Source organism: Niameybacter sp. (genome assembly GCF_036655075.1).
In the GTDB taxonomy this organism is placed as follows: Bacteria; Bacillota; Clostridia; order Lachnospirales; family Cellulosilyticaceae; genus Holtiella.
In genome coordinates this window covers 8,394-33,532 of sequence record NZ_JAVVQU010000014.1, presented here as the reverse complement: position 1 = coordinate 33,532, position 25,139 = coordinate 8,394, and the positions used below count along the sequence as shown (strand labels likewise).

General features: G+C 37.9%; 25 protein-coding genes and 1 riboswitch. Of the genes, 23 read left to right on the top strand and 2 right to left on the bottom strand.

Features of this window, described 5'->3' with window-relative positions; translation table 11 throughout:
• Nucleotide 1 precedes the first annotated feature (1 nt).
• Both ygfK and ssnA read right to left on the bottom strand, forming a co-directional pair.
• A complete protein-coding gene (gene ygfK / locus RRY75_RS05700) occupies nt 2-3,019 on the bottom strand; it encodes a putative selenate reductase subunit YgfK (RefSeq protein WP_332527471.1) in 3,018 nt (1,005 codons plus the stop codon).
• A 29-nt stretch (nt 3,020-3,048) separates the two neighbouring features.
• Nucleotides 3,049-4,368 (bottom strand): putative aminohydrolase SsnA, encoded by a 1,320-nt coding sequence (gene ssnA / locus RRY75_RS05695; protein WP_332492809.1) that lies wholly within the window; start codon nt 4,366-4,368, stop codon nt 3,049-3,051.
• A 171-nt stretch (nt 4,369-4,539) separates the two neighbouring features.
• On the opposite strand from ssnA, the gene RRY75_RS05690 reads away from it, so the two are divergent.
• The 23 genes from RRY75_RS05690 to RRY75_RS05580 all read left to right on the top strand — a co-directional run bounded on the left by RRY75_RS05690 (nt 4,540) and on the right by RRY75_RS05580 (nt 24,980).
• Entirely contained in the window at nt 4,540-5,175 is a 636-nt protein-coding gene (locus RRY75_RS05690; protein WP_332492811.1) for a helix-turn-helix transcriptional regulator, read from the top strand.
• Nucleotides 5,176-5,223: 48 nt separating this feature from the next.
• Nucleotides 5,224-6,423, top strand: a complete 1,200-nt coding sequence (dpaL, locus tag RRY75_RS05685; protein ID WP_332492813.1) for a diaminopropionate ammonia-lyase — start codon at nt 5,224-5,226, stop codon at nt 6,421-6,423.
• 3 nt (nt 6,424-6,426) lie between these two features.
• Nucleotides 6,427-7,629, top strand: a complete 1,203-nt coding sequence (locus RRY75_RS05680) for a YgeY family selenium metabolism-linked hydrolase (RefSeq protein ID WP_332492814.1) — start codon at nt 6,427-6,429, stop codon at nt 7,627-7,629.
• Between the two features lie 2 nt (nt 7,630-7,631).
• Nucleotides 7,632-8,825, top strand: a complete 1,194-nt coding sequence (ygeW, locus tag RRY75_RS05675; RefSeq protein WP_332492816.1) for a knotted carbamoyltransferase YgeW — start codon at nt 7,632-7,634, stop codon at nt 8,823-8,825.
• 22 nt (nt 8,826-8,847) lie between these two features.
• A complete protein-coding gene (gene arcC / locus RRY75_RS05670) occupies nt 8,848-9,849 on the top strand; it encodes a carbamate kinase (protein WP_332492818.1) in 1,002 nt (333 codons plus the stop codon).
• Nucleotides 9,833-11,206, top strand: a complete 1,374-nt coding sequence (hydA, locus tag RRY75_RS05665; protein WP_332492820.1) for a dihydropyrimidinase — start codon at nt 9,833-9,835, stop codon at nt 11,204-11,206. Before arcC ends, hydA begins: the two co-directional genes overlap by 17 nt.
• Before the next feature lie 120 nt (nt 11,207-11,326).
• Nucleotides 11,327-12,169 carry an ethanolamine utilization protein EutJ gene (gene eutJ, locus RRY75_RS05660; RefSeq protein ID WP_332492822.1) on the top strand — a complete coding sequence of 281 codons (843 nt, stop codon included), beginning with the start codon at nt 11,327-11,329 and terminating at the stop codon, nt 12,167-12,169.
• 192 nt (nt 12,170-12,361) lie between these two features.
• On the top strand, nt 12,362-12,724 hold the full coding sequence (locus RRY75_RS05655) for a single-stranded DNA-binding protein (protein WP_332492824.1): 363 nt from the start codon (nt 12,362-12,364) through the stop codon (nt 12,722-12,724).
• Nucleotides 12,725-12,889: 165 nt separating this feature from the next.
• A complete protein-coding gene (locus RRY75_RS05650; protein ID WP_332492826.1) occupies nt 12,890-13,432 on the top strand; it encodes an NADH peroxidase in 543 nt (180 codons plus the stop codon).
• A 10-nt stretch (nt 13,433-13,442) separates the two neighbouring features.
• Complete coding sequence (locus RRY75_RS05645; RefSeq protein ID WP_332492827.1) at nt 13,443-13,763, top strand: DUF1540 domain-containing protein; 321 nt, start codon at nt 13,443-13,445, stop codon at nt 13,761-13,763.
• 142 nt (nt 13,764-13,905) lie between these two features.
• Nucleotides 13,906-14,466, top strand: a complete 561-nt coding sequence (locus RRY75_RS05640) for a CDP-alcohol phosphatidyltransferase family protein (RefSeq protein WP_332492829.1) — start codon at nt 13,906-13,908, stop codon at nt 14,464-14,466.
• A 49-nt stretch (nt 14,467-14,515) separates the two neighbouring features.
• Nucleotides 14,516-14,690: riboswitch (cobalamin riboswitch) on the top strand.
• A 114-nt stretch (nt 14,691-14,804) separates the two neighbouring features.
• Nucleotides 14,805-16,349: a cobyric acid synthase gene (locus tag RRY75_RS05635; RefSeq protein ID WP_332492831.1), complete on the top strand. Its 1,545-nt coding sequence runs from the start codon at nt 14,805-14,807 to the stop codon at nt 16,347-16,349.
• 37 nt (nt 16,350-16,386) lie between these two features.
• Complete coding sequence (locus RRY75_RS05630; protein WP_332527746.1) at nt 16,387-17,352, top strand: ABC transporter substrate-binding protein; 966 nt, start codon at nt 16,387-16,389, stop codon at nt 17,350-17,352.
• Nucleotides 17,353-17,355: 3 nt separating this feature from the next.
• A complete protein-coding gene (locus tag RRY75_RS05625; protein WP_332527745.1) occupies nt 17,356-18,387 on the top strand; it encodes a FecCD family ABC transporter permease in 1,032 nt (343 codons plus the stop codon).
• The gene (locus tag RRY75_RS05620; protein ID WP_332494567.1) at nt 18,384-19,151 is read left to right on the top strand and encodes an ABC transporter ATP-binding protein; all 768 of its coding nucleotides are present in this window, start codon (nt 18,384-18,386) and stop codon (nt 19,149-19,151) included. Before RRY75_RS05625 ends, RRY75_RS05620 begins: the two co-directional genes overlap by 4 nt.
• A 14-nt stretch (nt 19,152-19,165) precedes the next feature.
• A complete protein-coding gene (gene cobU, locus RRY75_RS05615; protein ID WP_332494566.1) occupies nt 19,166-19,729 on the top strand; it encodes a bifunctional adenosylcobinamide kinase/adenosylcobinamide-phosphate guanylyltransferase in 564 nt (187 codons plus the stop codon).
• Between the two features lie 87 nt (nt 19,730-19,816).
• On the top strand, nt 19,817-20,008 hold the full coding sequence (locus tag RRY75_RS05610; protein WP_332715910.1) for a hypothetical protein: 192 nt from the start codon (nt 19,817-19,819) through the stop codon (nt 20,006-20,008).
• A gap of 86 nt (nt 20,009-20,094) precedes the next feature.
• Nucleotides 20,095-20,808 (top strand): LytR/AlgR family response regulator transcription factor, encoded by a 714-nt coding sequence (locus RRY75_RS05605; protein WP_332494564.1) that lies wholly within the window; start codon nt 20,095-20,097, stop codon nt 20,806-20,808.
• On the top strand, nt 20,805-22,130 hold the full coding sequence (locus RRY75_RS05600; RefSeq protein ID WP_332494563.1) for a sensor histidine kinase: 1,326 nt from the start codon (nt 20,805-20,807) through the stop codon (nt 22,128-22,130). The genes RRY75_RS05605 and RRY75_RS05600 overlap by 4 nt, the downstream gene beginning before the upstream one ends.
• 272 nt (nt 22,131-22,402) lie before the next feature.
• Nucleotides 22,403-22,651 carry a TIGR03905 family TSCPD domain-containing protein gene (locus RRY75_RS05595; protein WP_332494562.1) on the top strand — a complete coding sequence of 83 codons (249 nt, stop codon included), beginning with the start codon at nt 22,403-22,405 and terminating at the stop codon, nt 22,649-22,651.
• A gap of 70 nt (nt 22,652-22,721) precedes the next feature.
• A complete protein-coding gene (dapG, locus tag RRY75_RS05590; protein WP_332494560.1) occupies nt 22,722-23,918 on the top strand; it encodes an aspartate kinase in 1,197 nt (398 codons plus the stop codon).
• Nucleotides 23,919-23,985: 67 nt separating this feature from the next.
• Nucleotides 23,986-24,765, top strand: coding sequence for a ClpP family protease (locus tag RRY75_RS05585; RefSeq protein ID WP_332494558.1), 780 nt, complete (start codon nt 23,986-23,988; stop codon nt 24,763-24,765).
• Entirely contained in the window at nt 24,762-24,980 is a 219-nt protein-coding gene (locus RRY75_RS05580) for a YlzJ-like family protein (RefSeq protein ID WP_332494556.1), read from the top strand. Before RRY75_RS05585 ends, RRY75_RS05580 begins: the two co-directional genes overlap by 4 nt.
• Nucleotides 24,981-25,139 lie beyond the last annotated feature (159 nt).

Below are 25,139 nucleotides of genomic sequence, written 5' to 3'. Positions count from 1 at the left end.
CCTAATGTTTCATTAACATGAGATAAGGGTATTGACTAAAGAAAACCCCAATTAAAGCGATGAGCTCAGGTATTTTAAACTTTTCTTTACTATTAGGAGTAAATGTTTGAACAGTGCCATCTGTAAGACGTATTTCAAGGATACGCAAAGCATAATCTAAAATGACAAAGCCTGGAGCATAACTAGATTCAAAATCTTCCAATGTGCTAAAAAAGGTGAACTTGCTTTGATAAGGTGAACTTTCATAAGGGCAAAAGGTTGCACAGTTACCACAGGCATTGCATAGAGCATCTAGATGTAAAATTTGTGCTTTACCCTTGACACAGAGCGCTAGATTTGCACGATTTGGGCAGACATCTACGCAACAGCTACAGCTGTGGTCACACCCTAAACAGCGATTGGCTTCTGTTTGGCCTTTTTGAGCATGCTGTAACAGACCTTTGGAAGCAGGTTCTACACCTGTATCTATAGTTACTGAAGGGGGTGCTTCTAAGTTTTCACGTTGGAGAAGAAGTGAAGCAACACTCTGAGCATCCTGAATGGCTTGAACAATGGTAGCAGGCCCTTGTTTGACATCTCCAGCAATAAACACATTGGGAACAATTTCTAAGGAATCTTTAGAGTGAATAGCAAAGCCTCTGTGATCTAGTTTAAGTTGATTTTGTATGAAGAATGATTGGTCAATCTGGTCGCCTACAGCAGTTATGACTGTATCAGCTAATAAGGTTAATGCCTCTTTTGAGGCTATTGGCATACAACGTCCCATTGCATCCGTTGCCCCGAGTATCATTTTTTGACAAAGGAGTGTCCCCTTTTCATGCGCAACAGGGGCTAGGAGCTCTGCAAAAATAATACCTTCATGGAGGGCAGCATCAAGCTCTTCTTGATCAGCTGACATATAGCGTTTTGTACGACGGTAGACTATGGTGACCGTTTCTACCCCCTGTATTCGTTTAGCGGCACGTGCAGCATCCATAGCAGTATTTCCACCGCCTATAATAACAACATGTTTGCCTAGGTTTAGCGTATGAGGAGAAGTTTTAAACTGTCTTAAAAATTTTAAGACAGGCAGCGGGTCTGTCCCTTTGATTTTTAGTTTGCCAGATATCCAAGCGCCTGTAGCTACAATGATATAGTGATAACCTTTATCTTTTAAAGCTTGAATAGATTCTACTTTTGTTTGGGTTTCAAATTGAATGCCATATTGATTGATTAAGCAAAGGTCTTGATGTATAGCTTTTAATGCAATTCTAAATTCAGGAATGACATAGCGTACAATGCCACCTAAACTTTTTTCTTTTTCAAATAAGGTAACATCCATGCCAGCCCGTGCTAAAAAGTAAGCTGTACTGAGCCCTGCGGGGCCACCTCCAATGATTGCAACTTTATGGTTACAAATGCGATCGGGTGGTGTAGGATGAGCTTCTTTTATAGCATCAAAACCTTTCTTTGCAGCTTCTAATTTAACCTCACGAATGCGTAGTGACTCTTCATAGAAATTACGCCTACATGCAGTCGTACATCGATGATTGCAGAGGGTTCCCGTCATAAAAGGCAGAGGGTTTTTATCCATAATCACTCGTAAAGCTTCTTCATACTGGCCTGCTGCTACAAGACGCATATAGCGAGGAATGTCTTGTTCAATGGGGCACCCTTTTTGACAAGGTGCCACGGTACAATCTAAAAGAGGACTTACACCTGATACTTTCTTAATAGGTATGGACTTAACGGGTTTGACATAGTAGGCATCACTGGTCATTTGATGTATTAAGTCTTGAAGGGGCTCAAGAGGCAATGGAAGAGAGGGGGCTTCTTTAATTATTCCCGTTGCCATTGCTTTTGCAAAAAGTTCTGTGATAGGGCGTAAGCGGTTATATCCACCAGGTTTTAGCAATGTAGTAGCACAAGTAATAGGATAGAGGCCTGCCTGAATAAGTGAAACTATATTATAAGCATCTGCCCCACCTGAAAAGGACATTCGTAAATGACCTTTAAAAATTTGATTAAAAGCATAGGCTAAGCTTATGCTGAGTGGAAAAAGTGCACGACCTGATAAATACATTTCCTCTCCTGGAAGTTCTTTTTGCGTCACCTTAACAGGAAAAGTGTTGGTCAGTTTAACGCCAAAGGTGAGGCTTTGTTCCGTCGCCAGTACTTGTAAGCGTTTGATCAGTGCAACAGCATCATTAAATTGCAAATCATGTTCAAAGTGATGGGTGTCAAAAGATAAGTAACCATAGCCCATTGCATCTAACTTTTCACGTGTAAAAGTATAGCCTAAAAGGGTTGGATTACATTTAATAAAAGTATGTAGTTGCTTTGTAGTAAGGAGATAGGTTGCTATACGTTCGATTTCATCTGCAGGGCATCCATGCAGTGTAGAAAGGGTAACTGAGGTAGATACATGTGGAGAAATTTGACTGATATAGAGCTCATCGACTTCAGGAAGTTGATCCATATGATTATAAATCCAGTGAATGCAAGTCTTCCAAATAGAGGTATGTCTAGCATCTTTCAAATTTTCAATAAAATTATCTATTTTAGGAGATTGAATACCTTTTAGGTTATAGCCGACACTCATATTGAAAATAAAGCCTTCTGGATCACCTAAATGATAGGATTTTGCAATAACCTTAAGCGCACACCAAGCCTTAATATATTCTTCGCAAGCTTCTTGAACAGTCAATTCACTAGACCATTCCACATTATAACCTTCATCGCAGGCTAGGATACAAGGCTTAGCAACGGATAAGTCCTCACCGTCTAAAGTTTGCACAGTTTTGAGTTCGAAAAATCTAGCCCCTGCTACGTAAGCTGCCACGATATTTTGAGCAAGTTGTGTATGAGGGCCTGCAGCAGGGCCAAAGGGCAGTTCAAGTTTTTCGCCATATAGACTAAAAGTAGGTGTATCCATTTGTGTCAACTTATAAAGAGGTGTTATACCTAATATTGTATCGGAGTCTTTTAAAATCCATTTCATTAAGTTATTAAAACTTAGAGGTGCCATGCGATCATTCATAGGACAATCCAACCTTTCCAATCTTATTTTTATACGCGTCTCCACAGAGCCATAGCATGGCTTCTTGCATGTGCCATTAAAGCCTCTTCATCAGCCACTAAAATTTCACGATCTTTCATCAGTATTTGACCACGAGCAATAGTGGTATTAACTTGTCGCCCTGTAAGTCCAAAGAGTATATGACTTGTGATGTTATCATTCGTAAGTGGTGTTTGTGGGATATAATCTACAATAATGACATCTGCACAAGCCCCTACTTGAAGAATCCCAATCGTATCATCGAAGAACCGCTCGGTGATCGCTTTGTTATAATCAAAGAGCATAGTAGGAATTTCCTTCCAAGCCACTGACGGATTACAGGTTTCATGTTTTTGCAAAAGGTTAGCTACCTTAAGTGATTCAAAGAGGTCATTGGTATATCCATCCGTTCCGAGCCCCATCAAAATGCCACGTTTAAAAAGTTCTAAGACAGGCGGTACACCTACTGCATTCCCCATATTACTTTCAGGATTGTGAACGACCATCGTATCTGTTTGCTTGAGTAAGTTCATCTCACCAGGTGTTATATGAATACAGTGTCCTGCAATAGTCATAGGACCTAAGATGTTATGGTCATAGAGTCGGAAGAGAACGCGCTTACCATATGTATTTAAGCTCTGATAAACATCATCTATACCTTCTGCAACATGGATATGATAACCGCATCCCTGAGGAAGTTGTGCATTACAATAATCTAAAGTTGCATCTGAAAGTGTAAAGGAGGCATGAAGTCCCATCATTCCTTTTTGATCTTTGCACGTTTTAGTGGCTTGCATGAACTGGACATTTTCTGCTACAGCTTCACGCATCTTACTTGCCCCATCACGATCAGAGACTTCGTAACAAAGGCAGGTGCGTAGCCCAAGTTCTTTAGCTACCTCTGAAATGGTAAACAAACTTCCTGGAATCTCACCATAACTTGCATGATGATCAAATACTGTGGTCACCCCATTTTTTATCCCATCTAGGTAAGTCCAGTAAGCACTATATTGAGTATCTTTCAAAGTTAAAAGTCGGTCAAGCTTCCACCACGTATGTTCCAAAATATCTAGAAAATTATGGGGAGTGGGGCCACCTAGTGAAGCGCCACGTGCAAAAGCGCTGTAAATATGATTATGCGTATTGATTAGGCCCGGCATAATGAGTCCCTGTTTAGCATCAATAAACGTCGCTTCTAAATAACGTTTTTTAAGTACTTCAGTAGGTCCAATATCTATAATTTTATCTTGTTCTATTGCTAGAGCACCTGCTTCAAGCAAAGGCTTTGCCTGATCATTTGTGATCAGCGTTCCGTTTCCAATGAGTAACATAATATCCTCCTGATGTTTTGCCTTATTACTCTAAAATATGAGGCAAAAGGGGGACTCATTCCTAAAACTTTTTAAGTCTAGCTAAATTTTTTTTAGGAAATTTTCTTGTTTTTTTTCTATTCTACGAATATAGGCATATATATGTAATAACCAAGAAAAAGGAGAAATATTATGTTAAGTACGATACCCGTAGAATTTTTAAAGCGTTTAACTAAAGCATTAGCTGAACAATTTGGAACTGAGTGTGAAGTGCTCGTGCATGACCTCACAGAAAATGATCAAGAGCATTCTATCTACTATATTGAAAATGGGCATGTTACCCATAGAAAAGTAGGAGATGGTCCTTCAGAAGTCGTTTTTAATGCCCTTGCTCGTCCTGATGTACAGGATGAAATAGGCTATTGCACAACCACTGAGGATGGCCGACTTTTAAGGTCAAGTACCATTTACATAAGAAATGATACTGGGCAAGTAGAGGGTATTTTGTCCATTAACTATGATTTGTCTAAGTTTTTGATGGTTCAACAGGTTTTAGGCGAATGGGTTCAAGGATCAAGTAAGTACACCTTGCGCCCACATAAGATTACAACGAAAGTAGAAGACCTTTTAGAAGAACTTATTGAACGTTCAATTCAAATTATAGGAAAGCCTCTTAAGATGATGAACAAAGAAGATAAAATGCGTGCGATACAATTTCTAGAAGAATCAGGAGCATTTCTCATTACAAAGTCAGGAGATAAAGTGGCAGAATGCTTTGGTATTTCCAAATATACTTTGTATCATTATATGGAAAAAACACGTACATAACGTAAGCAACCGCCATAGCTTTTAACAAGTAGTAAGGAGAGAAAACAAATGGAGCAAATTAAATGGGTTCGGAATCAAATGCCACCTACTCAAGAGGAAGCACTTCAAGTGATGGCGCTTAATGAAATGGATAAAGTACATACTTTTCATAAAAGTTTTCCAATGTATGAGGTGACACCACTTCAAGCATTATGCCGCTTAGCAGACTTCTATCACTTAGGCGGTATCTTTGTGAAGGATGAGTCCTATCGTTTTGGACTAAATGCTTTCAAAGTTCTAGGAGGGTCTTTGGCAATGGGTAAGCACATTGCTAAGACATTAGGAAAAGATTTAAGTGAACTAGACTATGATACCTTCATTTCAACAGAAACAAAAAAACAACTTGGCGATGCAACTTTCTTCACCGCAACAGATGGCAACCACGGACGAGGGGTAGCCTGGGCTGCCAATAAACTTGGACAAAAAGCCGTGGTCTTTATGCCTAAAGGTTCACAGACCATCCGCCTTCAAAATATTCAAAAAGAAGGAGCTACAGCGACTATTGAAACAGTTAACTATGACGAGTGTGTACGTCTAGCTACTGCAGCAGCATGCCAAACTCCTGGTGGCGTTGTAGTACAAGATACAGCTTGGGAGGGTTATACGGAAATCCCCTCATGGATTATGCAAGGTTATGGTACGATGGTCAAAGAAGCACTGGAACAACTTGGACAAAAACCTACACATGTTTTTGTTCAAGCAGGGGTTGGATCACTGGCAGGTGCTGTAATTGGGTATATTGCTAACCACTTTGTAGAAGGTGGCATTCAAATGGTAGTTGTAGAGGCTTCCGAAGCGGCTTGTTTATATAATTCAGCAGTAGCAGGAGATGGGAGAATTCGTATTGTAACAGGCGATATGCCAACTATTATGGCTGGTCTTGCCTGTGGTGAACCAAATACCATTTCCTGGGAAATTCTAAAAAATCATACACATTACTTTGTTTCCTGCCCTGACTGGGTTGCAGCAAAAGGTATGTGCATATTAGGCGCACCTCTTAAAGGAGATCCCCGAGTCATTTCTGGCGAATCTGGTGCTGTAACACTTGGATTTTTGGCAAGTGTTATGGAAGAGGAGACTTTAAAACCATTGAAAGAACACCTAGGTTTAAACGAGGAGTCTATCGTACTGTTGTTCTCAACAGAAGGAGACACAGACCCTGAACATTATAGACAAATTGTTTGGCAACATCATTTTAAGGAGGAATAAAAAATGGAGACAAATCGTATCAAAGTATTAGCAAAAAACTATGAAGACACCATGACTACATTTTTAAGAGACTTGATTGCTATTCCTGGAGAAAGTTGTACTGAAGAACAAGTCATTCGACGTATTGCTAGTGAAATGCATGCCGTAGGCTTTGATCGCGTAGAGATTGATCCTATGGGGAATGTTCTAGGGTATATGGGAACTGGAGAAAAAATCATTGGCTTCGATGCACACATTGATACGGTAGGGGTAGGAGAAATGAGCAACTGGCATTTTGATCCTTATAAGGGCTATGAAACAGAAGAAGAAATAGGTGGTCGTGGTGCTTCTGACCAATTAGGCGGCATTGTTTCAGCAGTCTATGGCGCAAAAATCATGAAAGATTTAAGCTTAATTCCTGATGGCTATACTGTACTTGTGACTGGAACGGTTCAAGAAGAAGATTGCGACGGCCTGTGCTGGCAATATATCATTCAAGAAAGTGGTATTCGCCCAGAGTTTGTCGTCATTACAGAGCCTACAGATGGTAATATCTATCGAGGGCAAAGAGGGAGAATGGAAATTCGCGTAGAGGTAAAAGGTATTTCTTGTCATGGTTCTGCTCCGGAACGTGGAGAGAATGCTATTTATAAAATGGCTGAAATTATAGGAGAAGTGAAAGAACTCAACAACCGTCTTCGCATAGATCCGTTCTTAGGCAAAGGAACCTTAACTGTTTCTCAATCCTTCTGTAACTCTCCTTCACGCTGTGCAGTAGCTGATATGAGTGCCATTTCTATTGACCGTAGGCTAACTGCAGGGGAGAGCTACGAGCAAGCATTAGAAGAAATTCGTCAGCTTCCTTCTGTACAAAAATACGGCGCACAGGTAACTATGTATACTTATGAAGCCCCTAGCTGGACGAAACTTGTTTATCCGACTGACTGCTACTTTCCAGCGTGGGTTGTCCCTTGTGAGCATTCAGCACTTCATGCTGTAGTTGATTCTTATACTGACTTATATGGGACTCCATTGGTAGATAAATGGACCTTCTCTACCAATGGGGTCTCTATTATGGGCCGTTTTGACATTCCTTGTATTGGTTTCGGACCAGGAAAAGAGTGTGAGGCCCATGCCCCTAATGAAAAAACATGGAAAGCGGATCTTGTAAAATGTGCCGCAGTATATGCACAAATTCCATTACTTTATGCTCAAGGAGGCAATTAATTATGTTTGAATTTGAATCAGCCATTAAAAAATTAGAACATCTTCATTTTCGCAATATGTATCAAAATGATTTTTTTTTAACTTGGGAAAAAACATTTGAAGAACTTGAAGCCGTCTTTACAGTGGCAGATACCTTAAGATATTTAAGAATCCAAAACATTTCTACAAAGATTTTTGAAAGTGGGTTAGGCATTTCCTTATTCAGAGATAATTCTACACGGACACGTTTTAGCTTTGCTTCTGCTTGTAATTTACTAGGTCTTGAGGTCCAAGACTTAGATGAAGGTAAATCTCAAATTGCACATGGCGAAACAGTCCGTGAAACAGCCAATATGATTTCTTTTATGGCAGATGTTATTGGTATTCGTGATGATATGTATATTGGTAAAGGTAATACTTACATGCATGAAGTAACAGAAGCAGTGGCGGAAGGTTATCGTAAAGGTATCTTAGAACAACGCCCAACCCTTGTAAATCTTCAATGTGACATTGATCATCCCACTCAAGCAATGGCAGATATGCTACATATCATCCATGAATTTGGTGGCATTGAAAACTTAAAGGGCAAAAAAATTGCTATGACATGGGCTTATTCACCTTCTTATGGCAAACCTCTTTCTGTACCTCAAGGTGTAATAGGATTAATGACCCGTATGGGCATGGATGTTGTATTGGCCCATCCAGAAGGTTATGAAATTATGGATAAAGTGGAAGCTTTAGCTCAAACTCAAGCTGAAGCTGCAGGTGGAAGCTTTACAAAAACCTATTCTATGGCAGAGGCCTTTAAAGATGCTGACATTGTTTATCCCAAAAGCTGGGCACCTTATGCTGCTATGGAAAAACGTACTGATCTCTACGTTAAAGGCGATCAAGAAGGTATTCATGCTTTAGAAAAAGAACTGCTTGCTCAAAATGCAACCCACCAAGATTGGGAGTGTACCGAAGCGCTCATGGCCACAACCAAAGAAGGGAAAGCTCTTTATCTACACTGCTTACCGGCAGACATTAGTGATGTAAGTTGTGAACATGGAGAAGTTGCAACCTCCGTCTTTGACCGTTACCGTGACTCACTTTATAAAGAAGCCTCCTATAAACCTTATATTATTGCAGCTATGATTTTCCTCGCCAAGGTAGGTGACCCAGCTGCATTACTTACTAAGCTCTATAAAGAAGGAAAAGAGCGTGTGCATCATTAAAGATGCCTAGGAGGTGTGTGAAATGGCAGAGCGTATTGTCATTGCTTTAGGTGGAAATGCCTTAGGGAACAATTTAGCTGAACAGATGCGTGCAGTAAAACATACTGCAAAAGCAATTGCCGATTTAATCGAAGCCGGTTTAGAAGTCGTTATTTCTCATGGTAATGGCCCTCAAGTAGGTATGATTAATATAGCTATGGGAGAAATGCATAAAGCCAATCCAGAAACGAGTGTCATTCCTATGTCAGTATGTGTAGCCATGAGTCAAGGCTATATTGGCTATGATTTACAAAATGCACTAAGAGAAGAACTTTTGGATCGTAATCTTCAAAAAGCAGTAGTCACTTTAATCACTCAAGTTCAAGTAAACCCTGAAGATGAAGCTTTTGATCATCCAACTAAACCCATTGGACGATTTATGACCAAAGAAGAAGCTGAAGAGCTGACAAAAAAAGGGTACACTACTGTGGAAGATGCCGGCCGAGGTTATCGAAGAGTGGTTGCCTCTCCCAAGCCTATACGTATTATAGAAATGGATACGATAGATACACTTTTAAACGCTGGGCAAGTAGTTATAGCAGCTGGAGGTGGCGGTATTCCGGTTGTGGCTAGGGGGCATCATCTTTCAGGTGCAGGTGCTGTTATTGATAAAGATTTTGCAAGTTGTGAGTTGGCTAAAGGAATTGGCGCGGACTACTTCATTATTCTGACGGCAGTAGAAAAAGTATTCATCAACTTTAAAACTCCGAATGAAAAAGCACTTGATATTTTATCTGTAGAAGAGGCTAAACAATACATTACTGAAGGACATTTTGCAAAGGGTTCTATGCTACCTAAAATGGAAGCTGCTGTAGACTTTGCAGATTCAGGTCCTCATCGTACCTCAATTATTACTTTGCTTGAAAAAGCTAAAGAAGGTATTGCAGGTAAAACGGGAACACGTATTGTGGGGACTATTGATCCCATCAGCTTGGACATACTGAGTTGTGAGAAAAAGGGGTGCGGCGATGCGTATACTCATTAAAGGGGGAAGATTAGCTACTGAGCTAGAAAAAGGACCTATAGATATACTTATTGAAGATGGAGTTATAGTAGGAATTGGGCAAATAAGTACAGGGGATCAAGTGATTGAAGCTTACGGGAACATTTTGTTTCCAGGCTTCATTGATGCCCATACACATTTAGATATGGATACTGGTACAGCCCATACTTCTGATGACTTTGCTAGTGGAACGAGAGCTGCATTAGTGGGTGGAACTACTACTATTTTAGACTTTGCCACTCAGGATAAAGGTGATACACTCATGAATGCACTTAAAATGTGGCAACAAAAAGCATGTGGGAAAAGCTATACCGATTATGGTTTTCATATAGCTATTACAGACTGGAACGAACATATAAGCAAAGAACTTTTATTTATGAAAGATGCAGGGATTACCTCTTTTAAAGTCTATATGGCCTATGATGCTTTAAAAGTAACAGATGACGCCTTGTATGAAATTTTGCAATCAGTAGATAGATTAGGTGGTATTGTCGGATGTCATTGTGAAAATGGTGACCTGGTCAAAGTCCTTTCAAAAGAACAAAAAGGGCTTGGACATTTGGGTCCAAGCGCACATCCAGACTCTAGACCAGATACCGTTGAAAGTGAAGCGATTGGGCGCTTTTTAGATATTGCTTATTTGGCGGGTGCTACTGTGCATGTTGTTCATTTAAGTACGGAAAAAGGATTGGAAGTAGTCAAACGCACTAAAGCACGCGGGCAAAAAGTTTATGTAGAGACATGTCCTCAATACTTAACTTTGGATGAAAGTGCTTATACCTTAAAAAACTTTGAAGGGGCTAAATACGTGCTGTCTCCACCGCTTCGGACAAAGCAAGATCAGCAAGCTCTTTGGCAAGGATTACAAAAGGAATGGATTCATACGATTAGTACAGACCATTGTGCTTTTAACTTTGAAACAGGTAAGAAACAGGGTTTAGCAGATTTTACAGCTATTCCAAATGGTGTACCTGGCATTGAGCATCGTGCTCAACTCATTTATACCTTTGGTGTTGATAAGGAACGACTAAGTCTCAAGCAGATGGTAAATCTTTTAAGCACTCATGCTGCTAAACTATTTGGACTCTACCCTACAAAGGGTACATTACAAATAGGTAGTGATGCAGATTTGGTCATTTGGAATCCACATTATGTGGGTACACTTTCAAAGGCCACTCAACTGCAACAAGTGGACTATACGCCTTATGAAGGGTTGCTGGTAAAAGGTCGAGCAGAGCATGTATTATTAAGAGGAGTACATGTTGTAAAAGAAGGAAAAGTAATCGAGCAATGTCAAGGTCAATATCTTTTCAGAGGGCCGACTGGAAACTTGGGATAAATTTATGTTTCCCCCTATGCAAGTGTATAATTCTTTTTATAAACTAGATGATAGAGTGTTTCACTTTATAAACCTCATCCAACTGCTGAGGTGTTTATTAGGAAAGCGAAGGATATCATCATGTATAATGAAGAAGCTGTGGAAGCTCAGATCGCAAAAGTTGAAAAGAGCTTAAAAGAAACGCACTATCATAAAGGGGATCGCTTAAAAGTAGGAGTAGACTTGGGTACAGCCTACATTGGCATCGTTGTTCTCAATGAAAAAAACGAGCCTGTAGCTACTGAACTTCAAGCTGCTCATGTCTTAAAAGATGGGATTATTGTAGATTATGTAGGCGCACTTAACCTAGTCAAAACTTTAAAAGAAAAATTAGAATTAAGGCTTGGTGTGAAACTACTCAAAGCATCGATTGCTATGCCTCCTGGAACAGAATCTAGTATTAAGACCCATCGTTATGTCATAGAGGGCGCTGAGATGGAAGTCAGTGAAGTGCTTGATGAACCTACGGCAGCCAATAATGTTCTTAAAATTACCGATGGTGCAGTAGTGGATATTGGAGGTGGTACGACAGGCCTTTCTATCTTTAAACAAGACCAAGTTGTATATGTAGCAGATGAAGCAACAGGAGGGACACACCTTACTTTAGTTTTAGCTGGAAGTCATCATCTTGCTATAGAGGAGGCGGAAGCTTTTAAGAAAGACCCCGCTCATCAAAAAGAAATATTAGGAAGTGTGAAAGCAGTTATTGAAAAAATGGCTACTATTGTCAAAAATCATATTGCGGGTTATCACATTGATACTATTTATTTGTGTGGGGGAACATGCTGCTTGCCAGGTATGGAAACTATTTTTGAAAAAACAGTAGGTATTAGAACTGTAAAGCCTTCAAACCCTCTTCTCATTACACCAACAGGTATTGCTATGAGTTGTGAAGCCTTTACACCGGAAAAAACTTATAATTAATATAAAAAGAGCAACTCAAAGTAAAAACTAAGAGTTGCTCTTTTTCATTATCATGTTTTAAAGTTATTTGCATTTTATAATAAAACTATAAAACAAAGTATAAAATCAATAAAATATATTATATATTTTAAAAGAAATCTTGTATAAATGCTTAGATGCTGTCTATACTCTTTAAAAAAATAGGAGGTTTTTATGAATCAAGTCAATTTACTAGGCAATTTAACGCAAGAGTTAGTACTCAAAGAAGGAAAAGATACAAAGACGCCCTATGTCCATTTCACATTGGCGGTGCATGACAAAAAGTGTAAAAAAGAAGAAAGAACGTATTTTATCGAGGTGGTTGCTTTTAGAAAAAATGCTAAGATACTTGCTGAATATGCAAATAAGGGAACAGCACTTATTGTTTGTGGAAAAATCATCACGGATTCTTATTTAAATAAAGAAGGTGAAAAAGTCTATAGTACACGGGTTTTATTAGAAGACTTTCAGTTTGTTGGAGGAGCTAAAAAACGCACAGTAGAAGAGGTGGCGGCTTCTTCAGATACGAATGTATAAGGGGCCCAACTATTAATAAACTAAGTCGCTTAATGCTCGCTTAGCGCGATACAAACGCAATCATTTTCTTTATAACTTATTGGGAATAACGAGTTATGTCTAGTATAAGACTAAAGGTATGGGGCATACTAAAAAATGTTAATACTACATTAAGGAGGCTTACAAATGAAAAAATACGTTTGTACAATTTGTGGCTATATCCACGAAGGAGATACACCACCAGAAAAATGTCCAATTTGTAATGCGCCTGCAAGCAAATTTGAAGCCCTAGGTGAACAACTTGCTTGGGCAGATGAACATCGCATTGGTGTAGCCGGAGGGGTTGACCCTGAGATTATTGAAGGATTACGTGCTAACTTTATGGGTGAATGTACAGAAGTCGGCATGTACTTAGCTATGAGTCGCCAAGCAGACCGTGAAGGTTATCCTGAAGTTGCAGAGGCTTATAAACGCATTGCTTACGAAGAAGCTACACATGCTTCTTTATTCGCTGAACTTTTAGGTGAAGTGGTTAAAGCAGATACAAAATCTAACTTACAAGTGCGTGTTGAAGCCGAGTTTGGTGCTTGTGATGGCAAAAAGAAATTGGCAACACTCGCCAAAGCGCAGAACTTGGATGCTATTCATGATGCTGTGCACGAAATGGCAAAAGATGAAGCACGACATGGTTGTGCCTTTAAAGGCTTATTAGACCGCTATTTTAGCTAGGAGGATTCATATGACAAAAGTACGCTGTAGTGTAAATACCTGTTCCTACAACAAAGATAAAACTTGCTATGCCGAATGCGTAGCGATTGGTGGACAAGGTGCAATAATTGACCAAGCCACATGTTGTGGCACCTTTTTAAGTGAAGATGCCTATAGCAACTTAGCTGAACACACCACATATAAATCTTGTTGTGAGGCTGTAAGTTGTACAGTTGCATCCTGTATGCATCACAAAAATCATCAATGTACATTAGATTGTATTGATGTTGAAGACTCTGGGCATGCAACCGTTTATATAGAAACATGCTGTTCTAGTTTTAAAACCCTTTAAAGAGATTTTAATAGAGGTATTCTAGGCGTTATCGTGTACTACTTGATAACTTTTAGAATACCTTTTATACTGTAATAATAAGCTTATTTAAATCAATGTATAAACTTTAAAGATAAGGAATATATTAAAAGGGGAGTTAGAGATGAAGAAACAAAAAGCTTTAGAAGAGGCCTTAAGTATTCCCAATATATTAAGTTATATAAGGCTTTGTATTATTCCAATTTTTATATGGCGATATGTAACAGCTACTACCACAACAGACTATTTAGTAGCAGCAGGACTTATGATTTTATCGGGTCTAACAGATTTTCTAGATGGTTTTGTAGCAAGAAGGTTTCATCAAATCACTGAACTGGGCAAGTTTATTGACCCTGTAGCTGACAAACTTACTCAGGCTGCCATTATAGTTTGTCTTGTTTTTCGTTTTAAAGGTATGTTACTCCTTACGCTTATCTTTATCATTAAGGAAGTTACACAAGGATTGAGTTGCCTTATTCTCTATCGTGAAGGAAAAAAATTAGATGGTGCGCTTTGGTACGGAAAAGTTTCAACAGCTGTTTTCTATTTGGCGATGATTACTTTAATTGCTATACCTTCTTTAAGCAGTAGAGTTGCTGAGGGGCTAATTTTGACCACTATGGTTGTTTTAATTTTTGCATTTATTCGCTATATGATTATCTTTATACGGATGCATCAACAATAATACATACTTGACAAGCTTGTCAAATTATGTCATGATAAGCCGACAATAAAAATAATAACACGCATAAGGTGCTTGAAAAAGCTTAATAGGGAAAGTTAAGAGCTGCAGCCCCCGCTACTGTTACTAGGGACGAAGGTGAACATGCCACTGTAAGGAACACTTATGGTAAGGCCACCGGAGGATGAACTACGAGCCAGGAGACCTGCCTTATGCGTTAAACGTATTCTTTCGGAGGGAAAGACGTATGCTTTTACACGTTGATTCTATACGACTATCTAAGTTAGCAGAGAGAATATTCTGCTAACTTTTTTTATTGTATTTTATAACAGGAGGTTCGTATGCATAAACCTAGAGCAATGTTTCAAGGAACTGCTTCATCAGTTGGAAAAAGTGTTTTAGTGGCAGGGCTTTGCCGTATTTTTTATGAAGATGGTTACCGTGTTGCACCTTTTAAATCTCAGAATATGAGTCTTAATTCTTATATTACAGAAGATGGAAAAGAAATGGGAAGAGCACAAGTCATGCAGGCAGAAGCCGCAGGGATTAAGCCTCATGTACTTATGAATCCTATTTTGATTAAGCCTACTGGAGATATGAAGGCCCAATATATTATTGAAGGTGAGGTCTTTAAAGACATGACAGCTATGGCCTACCAGCAGTTCAAGCCAGAACTAAAGTCAAGGCTTAAAGTCCTTTATGAAAAGTTAGAAGAAGACTATGACGTAGTTGTATTAGAAGGGGCTGGAAGTCCAGCTGAAATTAATTTACGTGCTGGCGACTTAGTCAATATGGGAATGGCAGAACTTATTGATGCCCCTGTTATCTTAATTGGTGATATTGACAAAGGTGGTGTATTTGCCTCTCTAGTTGGGACGATTATGCTTTTATCCGAAGAAGAGCGTAAACGAGTCAAAGGGGTTATTATCAATAAGTTTAGAGGTGATATCGAGATTTTAAAACCCGGCCTTAAAATGCTAGAAGATATTATTCATATTCCTGTTTTAGGGGTTGTTCCTTACTTCAAGTTAGACTTAGAAGATGAGGATAGTGTCAGTACAGTATTAGATACACGTCCTACTATGACGACGGAGCAATTGGTCATTAAAATTATTCGGTTACCTCACCTTTCTAACTTTACAGACTTTAACCGTCTATTTGCCTTAGAAGGTGTATCCGTAAGTTATGCGACGCATGCTTATGAGTTAGAGGATGCAGATTTAGTCATTTTACCAGGTTCTAAAAATACTATTGATGATTTAAACTTTTTAAAAGAATCAGGTTTTGCTCCGGTTTTAAACAAACTTAAAGCATTAGGTAAAACAATCTTTGGTATTTGTGGTGGTTATCAAATGCTTGGACGACATCTTTATAATCCAAGTCTTATAGAAAGCGCAGTGGAACAAGTTGAGGGCTTAGGTCTTTTACCTCTTGATACGCAGTTTGAGACAGAAAAGACGATGACTCAAGTAAAGGGGAAAATTATAAGTGCCCAAGGACCTCTTAAAGATTGCTTAAATCAACCGATAGAGGGATATGAAATCCATATGGGGCAAACCATCTGGAAAGATGCATGCCTTATACCTTTTGTAGTACTCCATGAATCATTAGGTATCCAAGACCATCGCATTGAAGGGTACCATGACCCAGATGCCTTAGTATATGGTACTTATATTCATGGGATTTTTGACAAATTGGGATTTACCCTACCATTTCTTAATGCATTAGCCCTAAGAAAAGGCTTAGGTGAGAATACCATTAGACTTTCAGGAAGTATGCATACCGACTATCACGCTTTTAAAGAAAGTCAATATAGCCAATTGGCTAACGTTTTAAGAGATAGCTTAGACTTAGAAGCTATCCGCCATATTTTGTTTGAATCCTAAATCATATTCTAAATTACATCCTGAGGAGGACATTAACATGAAAAGAAGAAAATTTTTACAAGCTTTAATTATTGCAAGTTGTATGAGTATAGTAGGGTGCTCAAGCCCACAACCTACACCAGAAAAAGTACTCATATCTGAAGAAGCAGCACCTGAGTCATCCGAAGTAGCAAAAGATGTGGCTTACCCAGTAAGCATTGTAGACTCTACGGGTACAACTATTACGTTAAATGAAGAACCACAAAAAATTGTTTCTTTAGCTCCAAGTACAACCGAGATTTTAGGCGCACTCGGAATAAGTGATAAAGTCGTTGGTCGCACAAAATATTGTAACTATCCAGAAACTATTCAAGATGCAACAGATGTAGGAGGGACTTCTAATCCAAATGTAGAAACAATCGTTGCCTTACAACCTGACTTAGTTGTGGCTTCTACACATGTTTCAGATGAAGTTATTGCTAAATTAAGAGAAATTAATATTCCTGTTGCTTTCTTAAATGAACAAGAAAACTTTGAAGGTACTTACTCTGCTATTGAAAATATTGGTCTTTTAGTAGGTTGTACAGAAGAGGCAAAAATAGTAGTTGAAGGCATGCGCACACAAATTGAAGAAACTATTAAAAAGGTGAATGCCCTAAACAAGGAAGAAAAGCCTCGTGTATATTATGCCGTATGGTATGGCGATAGTGACTCAACTGCAGGAGGTGATACTTTCATTGGTGAAATGATTCGTCTTGCGGGTGGGGAAAACATTGCACAAGATGTAGAGGGTTGGAGTATTTCTAAAGAGAAAATCGTAGAAGGTAATCCAGAAATGATTATTGTACCAGCAGGTAATGGTATCAAAGAGGGGATGGAGACAACAGACTTCTATAAAGATTTAACAGCTGTACAAGAAGGTCATATTTATGAAATTAATCAAGATATGATTTCAAGACAAGGTCCACGCCTTGCAGAAGCCTTTGTAGCCCTTGCAAAAATTATTAACCCAGAAATGGAATAGTCTATGATCAGCCTAAAAAAGCCTAGTCAGCCTAAGACCTTTTATAAGATTTATGGCTTGTTAGCCCTTATAACGCTAGTGCTTGCAATAAGTTCTATCGCCATTGGCGTTTCTAAAATTCCTCCTTTTGAAGTGTGCAAAATCCTATTTTATCGCTTACTTGGGGAGGGTTATATTGAAACTTTAGACGAGGGGCAGCTGAATATTATTTTTCAGCTGCGTATTCCTCGTATTTTAATGGCTCTTTTAACAGGCATTAACTTAGCTGTAACAGGTGCTATTTACCAAGCACTTTTTAAGAATGATATGGCAGATCCCTTTATGTTAGGTATTTCATCAGGTGCTTCATTAGGGGCAGGTATTGGCTTTATGCTAGGAGGATTCTCACCAATCTATGCTTTTGTTGGCGCACTTATAGCGAATATCTTAGTGACTTCTTTAGCAGGAACAAAGGGTAAAACGCCTACTGTACGTTTACTTCTTTCAGGACTCGCTATTAACTATTTCTTTTCTGCTGTCTTGTCTTTACTTAGAACTTACTCAGACAACAAGAACTTAACTTTGTTTGCTTGGGGAATGGGATCTTTAAGTGGTGCATCCTATAGTCGTGTTTTTCTACTTGGATTCATTACTTTTCCTATTTTAAGTTGTTTCTTTTTTTATCGAAAGGAGCTTAACTTACTGCTTATGGGTGAAGATGCTGCAAAGGCTATGGGAGTAGATGTAGGTAAACTGAGAAGACTCTTTCTTGTGTTAAGTAGCCTTTTGGTTGCTACAACTGTTTGCTTTACGGGGACTATAGGATTTGTGGGGCTTATTATTCCACATATGGTACGTCTTGTTTTTGGTGCAAACTATCAAAGAACCTTACCTATTACAGGATTATTGGGTATGATTTTTGTCTTATGCTGTGACAACCTTTCCCGTGCACTTCTAAGCAGTTCAGAAATACCCTTGGGTATTATTACATCATTATTTGGCGCCCCATACTTTATGTACTTAATTTATAAAGAGCGCAAAAGGAGTTCATTATGATTCATATTCGTAATCTTTCTTATAGTGTAGGAGAAAAACATATTTTAAAACAGATTTCTCTAGCATTTAAGCCACATACCATTTATGGCATTATTGGTCCTAATGGGGCTGGGAAAAGTACATTACTCAAACATATTATGCGTATTATTGAACCTCAGAAGGGTACCGTTTTTTTAAACAATGAAGATGTCACGACGCTTAAAGTAAAAGAGTATGCCAAGCACTGTAGCTTTGTCTTTCAAGAAAATCCAAGAGACATTGATTTTACTGTGGAAGAGATGCTTGGTATGGGGCGATATCCTTATCTTGATTATATGGGACATATGACAAAAGAAGACCAAGCTGTAATTGACAACATAATCACTGAGCTTTCTCTAGAAGGTTTTTTGGAGCGTTCGATGCTTCATTTAAGTGGAGGAGAGGCACAAAAAGTATTTATTGGTCGTGCACTTGCTCAAGAAACACCCATACTGCTTTTAGATGAGCCAATCTCTATGCTCGATGTGCATAACAGCATTGAAATTTTAAATCGGTTAAAAACTATTAAAGATAAGCATCAACTCACTGTCATTATGATTTTGCATGATCTTAATTTAGCATTTCAATATTGTGATGAAATTATCCTTTTAAAAGAAGGCGAAGTCCTTCTTACAGGTCCAAAACAAGTTGTATTAGAAAGCGATGTGTTACAAGAAGTGTATCATCACCGTTTAAAAATCATCCATGATGAAGTACAAACTTATGTAGTGCCAAAAGCATATTAATAAGGAGGAAACTTATGATTCTTGTATTAGGTGGTGCACGTAGTGGAAAAAGTTCTTATGCCGAAGAATCTGTGAAAAAACATATTGCACAAGAAGGTGGTGATGTCCTTTATGTCGCCACTTCAATTGCTTTTGATGAAGATATGCAAGATCGAGTGAAAAAGCATCAAGAAGCTCGACCATCTCATTGGCATACGCTAGAACAGTACAAAGGATTTAACACTTTAGAAGAACATCCAGATTTTCAAAAGTCTAAGGTGGTCATGCTGGACTGTGTGACCTTAATGGTAAGCAATCTACTCCTAGATTATCCTGTAGACTTTGATCATATCCCACGTCATGAAATTGATCAGATGGAGGGCCTAATCACCAAAGAAGTTAAGGATTTTGTAACAGCATGTCAAAAACATCATAAACATCTCATTTTAGTTTCTAATGAGGTAGGGCTTGGTATCGTACCAGCCTATCGTTTAGGAAGTATCTTTAGAGATATTGCTGGACGTATGAATCAACTTCTAGCTCGTGAAGCTGATGAAGTATACTTTTTAGTATCAGGTATACCTATGAAAATCAAATGATTTTATGCTTTTTTCAAAGAATGTTCTAAAATGGATGTCTCCTTTATAAATATATTAAGAGAATGATTATTGTAAGGAGGCACTTTAGTGAGCTATTATGTACAAGAAAAAAAGTGTGTAAATTGTAGAAATTATTCGGAAAGCAAGTATTATTACTATACTCATGATAATCGCATGGTAGAATGCCATCTTTATACTTGTAGGACGCATGGGCATGCAAGTCTTCAACAAGAAGAGGAACATTGTTTAACAGGGGAAAGCAAAAGAAAGAGATTTTAGGCTAGAGCCTAGAATCTCTTTCTTTTGCTTTCCCCTGCATTTTACGCTATAATAGAAGTGAAAATTTTTGACTAGATGGTGATGACATGATAAGAGTAGGAATTTGTGAAGACAATCAATACGATCGTGAAAAATTGCGGCAGTATATTTTAGAGTTTATGGCAGAACGAGGGAGTGAGATCACTTTAGATGACTATGAGAGTGGTGAATCTTTCTTAGAAAAGTGGGATGGACAACATTACCATATCTTATTTTTAGATGTATATATGCATGGTATGACAGGTATTGAACTTGCTAAATACATTCGAACAATTGATGAAAAGGTAATGATTATTTTTACTACCTCCAATGCATCTCATGCGCTAGAAGGGTATAAAATTCATGCTTATGATTATTTGATTAAACCCATTCAACAAATGGACTTTCTATATACATTAAGAGACATTACAAATCATTTAGTGGTAGATGACGAGCCCTCTTTCATATTCCCTACTTCCTGCGGGAATTTAAAAATTCATTTAAAAGATATCTATTATATAGAAAGTAATATTAGAAAAACTAATCTTTATCTTGAAGATGAACAGTATACGTGTCAATATAATATTAATACTTTAGAAGAAAAATTACATTTTGCTGGATTTATTAGAACCCATAGAAGCTTTATTGTTAACATGGCTAAAATTAAGCTAATTAAGGCTACTGAAGTCATTTTAGATAATGGTGATAGTGTTTTCCTAAGTAAATATAAACAAAAAGAGGTCAAGACCCGCTTCATGCATTACTTAGGAGGCAATCGATGAATGTATTAGTGTTTTTCAAAATAGGACATGTTATGGTAGGTTTAGTAGAACTTGCAGTATCTTGTCGACTTGCTAGCCTTTTTCTTAATGAGAAAGAATGCGTTCCTAAATGGAAAAAGATCCTATCCTTTATGCTAGTAGCTTTATGCTTAGGATTTATGGTTATTTTTGTAGGCCCATCTTCACTCACTGCTTTTAGTGTTTTAGGAAGCTTTTTCATTTATCATTTTGTATATTACGATGGTAGTCTAAGTAAACGGATTATCGTAATAGCACTTTGTGGTATCATTGTTGCAATGAGTGACATTTTTTCACTGATGACCTTTAATAAATATCGCTTGGGCTATCCACAAGCATCCTTGGCTTTTGAAACTTATTGGACATTGATGGGGGTGGGGAGTAAAGTCATTTGCTTTATGATTATTAATACAATTTATCGAGTAGTACAATATAAAAAGCAGGGATTTAAACCCGTAGAGTTAATTCTTCATGCATCCCCTATTATTACACTCTATATTATTGAACTATTGATGCAATCTATGATAGGGACACCTTATTTACAAGTTAGCAATGCTTTTACGGCTGTGCTTACAAGCATGGGATTACTTTTTACGAATGTCTTTACATGGTCTGTATTTGATGCATTAATTAGAAATGAACGTGAAAAACAGTTTTATTTAATGTGTCAAGAAAGTGTCAAGCAACAATATGAATTTTATCGTAACCAAGAAGCTAAAGAAGAGTCAACAAGACGTATTTGGCATGATATTCATAATCATTTACAATGTGTGCATGAGTTAATCCGTCAAGGACATAGTGCTGAGGCTCATGACTACTTAGTTTCTCTTGAAAAAGATATCTCTATGTTACGTGGAGAAATTCGTACAGGTCACCTGATTGTAGATACGATTTTAGCTGATAAGTATGGTGCAGCTTTAGCTTATCAAATCAAAATGGCAATTAAGGTTAATGGTAACTTACTAAACGCTATACAAGACATGGATTTATGTGTTATTTATAGTAATCTCATTGACAATGCGATAGAAGCTTGTCAAAAAAATAGTCTAGATGAACGGGAAATTTTAATCACTACGAAGAAAGCCAATCACTATACTTTAATTGAAATTATTAACAGCCGAAGTGGAGACTTGATTGAACAAAATGGCAAATTTATAACAACTAAGCAATCTCCAACGGGGCATGGGATTGGACTATCCAATGTTCGTCAAGTGGTTTCAAAGTATGATGGGGATATCATGGTGTCTTATACAGATACTACTTTTAAAGTACAGATTTTCATTCCACTTACTAAAAGTATCTAATTATGTCCCTTTTTAGTCCAGTTATGTCACAAGTGTTGAACGGCATAGGTCAGTATGGTATAGTCTTCTTACAGATATCTGAATAAGTTTTTCACAAAGTAGAATTATAAAACAGGGTAAGAAGCTATTTAGTCAATATAATGAGCGGACTGCAATAGAAGGATTAGGGATTCTTCTAGATAAAAAAAGTGGCGAGGGGCCACTTTTTTTATTTTTTTTTATATATACATATGGTATACTTTTAAAGAAAATAGGCACAAGGAGTGGGAAGAATGGAAAAATTTAAAACAAAAGGTGTTTGTTCAAGTGAAATTCAATTTGAGGTAGATCATAATACCATTAAAGAAGTGCACTTTGTAAGTGGGTGCCCTGGGAATACACTGGGTGTTGCTGTTCTTGTTAAAGGAATGGAAATTCATGAAGCAATTGACCGTTTAAAAGGTATTGATTGCCGTGGACGTGGTACATCATGCCCAGACCAACTTGCACAAGCATTAGAACAATATTTACAAGAAAAGTAGAGAGATTCTACTTTTTTTATTGTCATAATATATATGATAATGAGCCAATTTCTTGAAAGGATTTAAAACCATGAATATCATTATTCAAAAATTTGGGGGAACTTCTGTTGCCACACCTGAGGCTAGAGCCCAAGTTGTACAAAAAATCGTTAAAGCAAAGCAAGCGGGTAAGACACCTATTGTAGTTGTATCTGCTATGGGGCGCGCACCATCGCCTTATGCAACAGATACCCTTTTACAGTTTGTCAAAGATGAAGCAGGCGTGCCTAATGACCGCGAGTACGATTTGTTGCTTTCTTGTGGTGAAATTATTTCAGCTGTTACAATGGCTACTATGCTTGAAACAGCTGGTTTTAGTGCTGTTGCCTTAACAGGTGGTCAAAGCGGTATTATTACAGATACTATGTACAAAAGCGCAGACCTTTTATATGGAAAACCTGAAGCGCTTTTAGATTATCTTGAAAAAGATGTCATTCCAGTTGTTGCAGGATTTCAAGGCATGACGTCTGAAGGGGAAATCACTACGCTTGGAAGAGGTGGAAGTGATACAACAGCAGCTATGTTAGGTGGATTAGTGGGTGCAGAATCAATTGAAATTTATACTGATGTAGATGGTATTATGACGGCAGATCCTAGAGTGTGTGAACGTGCAACTATTATCCCTGCTATTACTTATAATGAAGTTTTCCAAATGGCAGATAGCGGAGCAAAAGTCATCCACCCACGAGCAGTGGAATATGCTATGCGCGCAAACATTCCGCTCATTATCAAAAATACTTTTTCGGATGCACTTGGTACAGCCATTGTACAAAGCGTGAAAAAGAATTCTCCAACACAACCTGTTAAACTGATTACAGGCGTAGCACATCGTCTAAACCGTATTCAAGTTAAACTTACTGAAATGCCGGATGCAAAGCAAGATTTACTTGAATGCATGGCTAAACAACATATTAGTATTGACCTTATTAATATTTTCCCAGATACAAAGGTGTTTACTATTGATGTAGAAGATAAAGGTAAGCTTGAAACGCTTTTAAAGACAGAAGGCTATACCTATTCTCTTTTAGAAGACTGCTGTAAGGTTACTGTTATTGGAGAACGTATGACAGGTGTCCCTGGGGTTATGTCACGTATCATGAAAGCCCTTCATAAAGAGAATATTCAAGTTTTACAAACAGCTGACTCTCTTACAACTATAGGTTGTCTTATCAAGGCAGAACAGGTGAGTCGTGCAATTACTGCACTTCATTTAGAATTTAATTTATAAAAACGTATAAGCCTCACTTTTTTTTGCATACTAAGTCTAAAAGCAAATTAAAGCGAGGTTTATTTTAATGCAAACAACACCATTTCAAAACACAGATGTGCCAAAAGAAACGCCTAAACAACCTCCTGTAGAAAAGAAGGTTGAAAATCAAGCAGAAGAGGATCATACACTAACTTCAACAAATGATACGAATAATGAAATCAAAGAATTTGGACAGCTTCCAACAAGTCAAGAAGAAGGTAGTGGCATTCACTGTATTACGATCATCGGACAAGTAGAGGGGCATGTAAGCATGCCACCACAAAATAAAACAACTAAGTACGAACACCTTATTCCTCAACTTGTAGGTCTCTCAGATGATCCTAAAATTAAAGGTGTTCTTGTAGTTCTTAATACAGTAGGTGGAGATGTAGAAGCAGGGCTAGCCATTGCTGAGCTCCTTGCATCATTTGAAAAACCTGTGGTTTCTCTAGTATTAGGTGGCGCACACTCTATAGGTGTCCCTATTGCTGTTTCAAGTGACTACGCTTTTATTACCCCAAGTGCCACAATGACCATTCATCCTGTTCGTATGAATGGTACAGTTCTAGGTGTTGCACAGACCTTTGAATATTTTGATCAAATGCAAGAACGTATTGTAGAGTTTGTATCTGGTAACTCAGGTATTTCTTCTGAACGTTTTAGACAACTTATGCTAGATACTGGGAAATTAGCCAAAGATATGGGGACTATTCTTGTAGGGAAAGAAGCAGTTGATGAAAAAATTATTAATGAAATTGGTGGTCTAAAAGAAGCCCTTCATAAACTTCATGAAATGATTAAATCTAAAGAGGGTGCTAATCAATGATTCATTATGCTGTCCAACCGGTGTATATGCCACCTGAAGCAAACTATGATTACCATATTGTGGATTACATGGGCTATGAAGTGGTTGCTTGTCACACCGAAGAAGGCTTTATATTAGATCGTATTTTTTCCTCAAATCCACAAGATTTTTTAATAGATTCACTTCAACCTGGAACTTTATTGCAAAATAGTCTTATAAATAAAATTATTCAATGATATAATAATAGATGTATACTTCGTATACATCTATTATTTTTTTTATAAGCCTTGTGCTTGTAGACAGTTTAAAGGGGTTTATACATATGAAAAAGAAAACAACCAAAAAGACGTCAACCTCTTCCAAGAAGCGAGGCAAAAGTAATGCCATAAGTAATG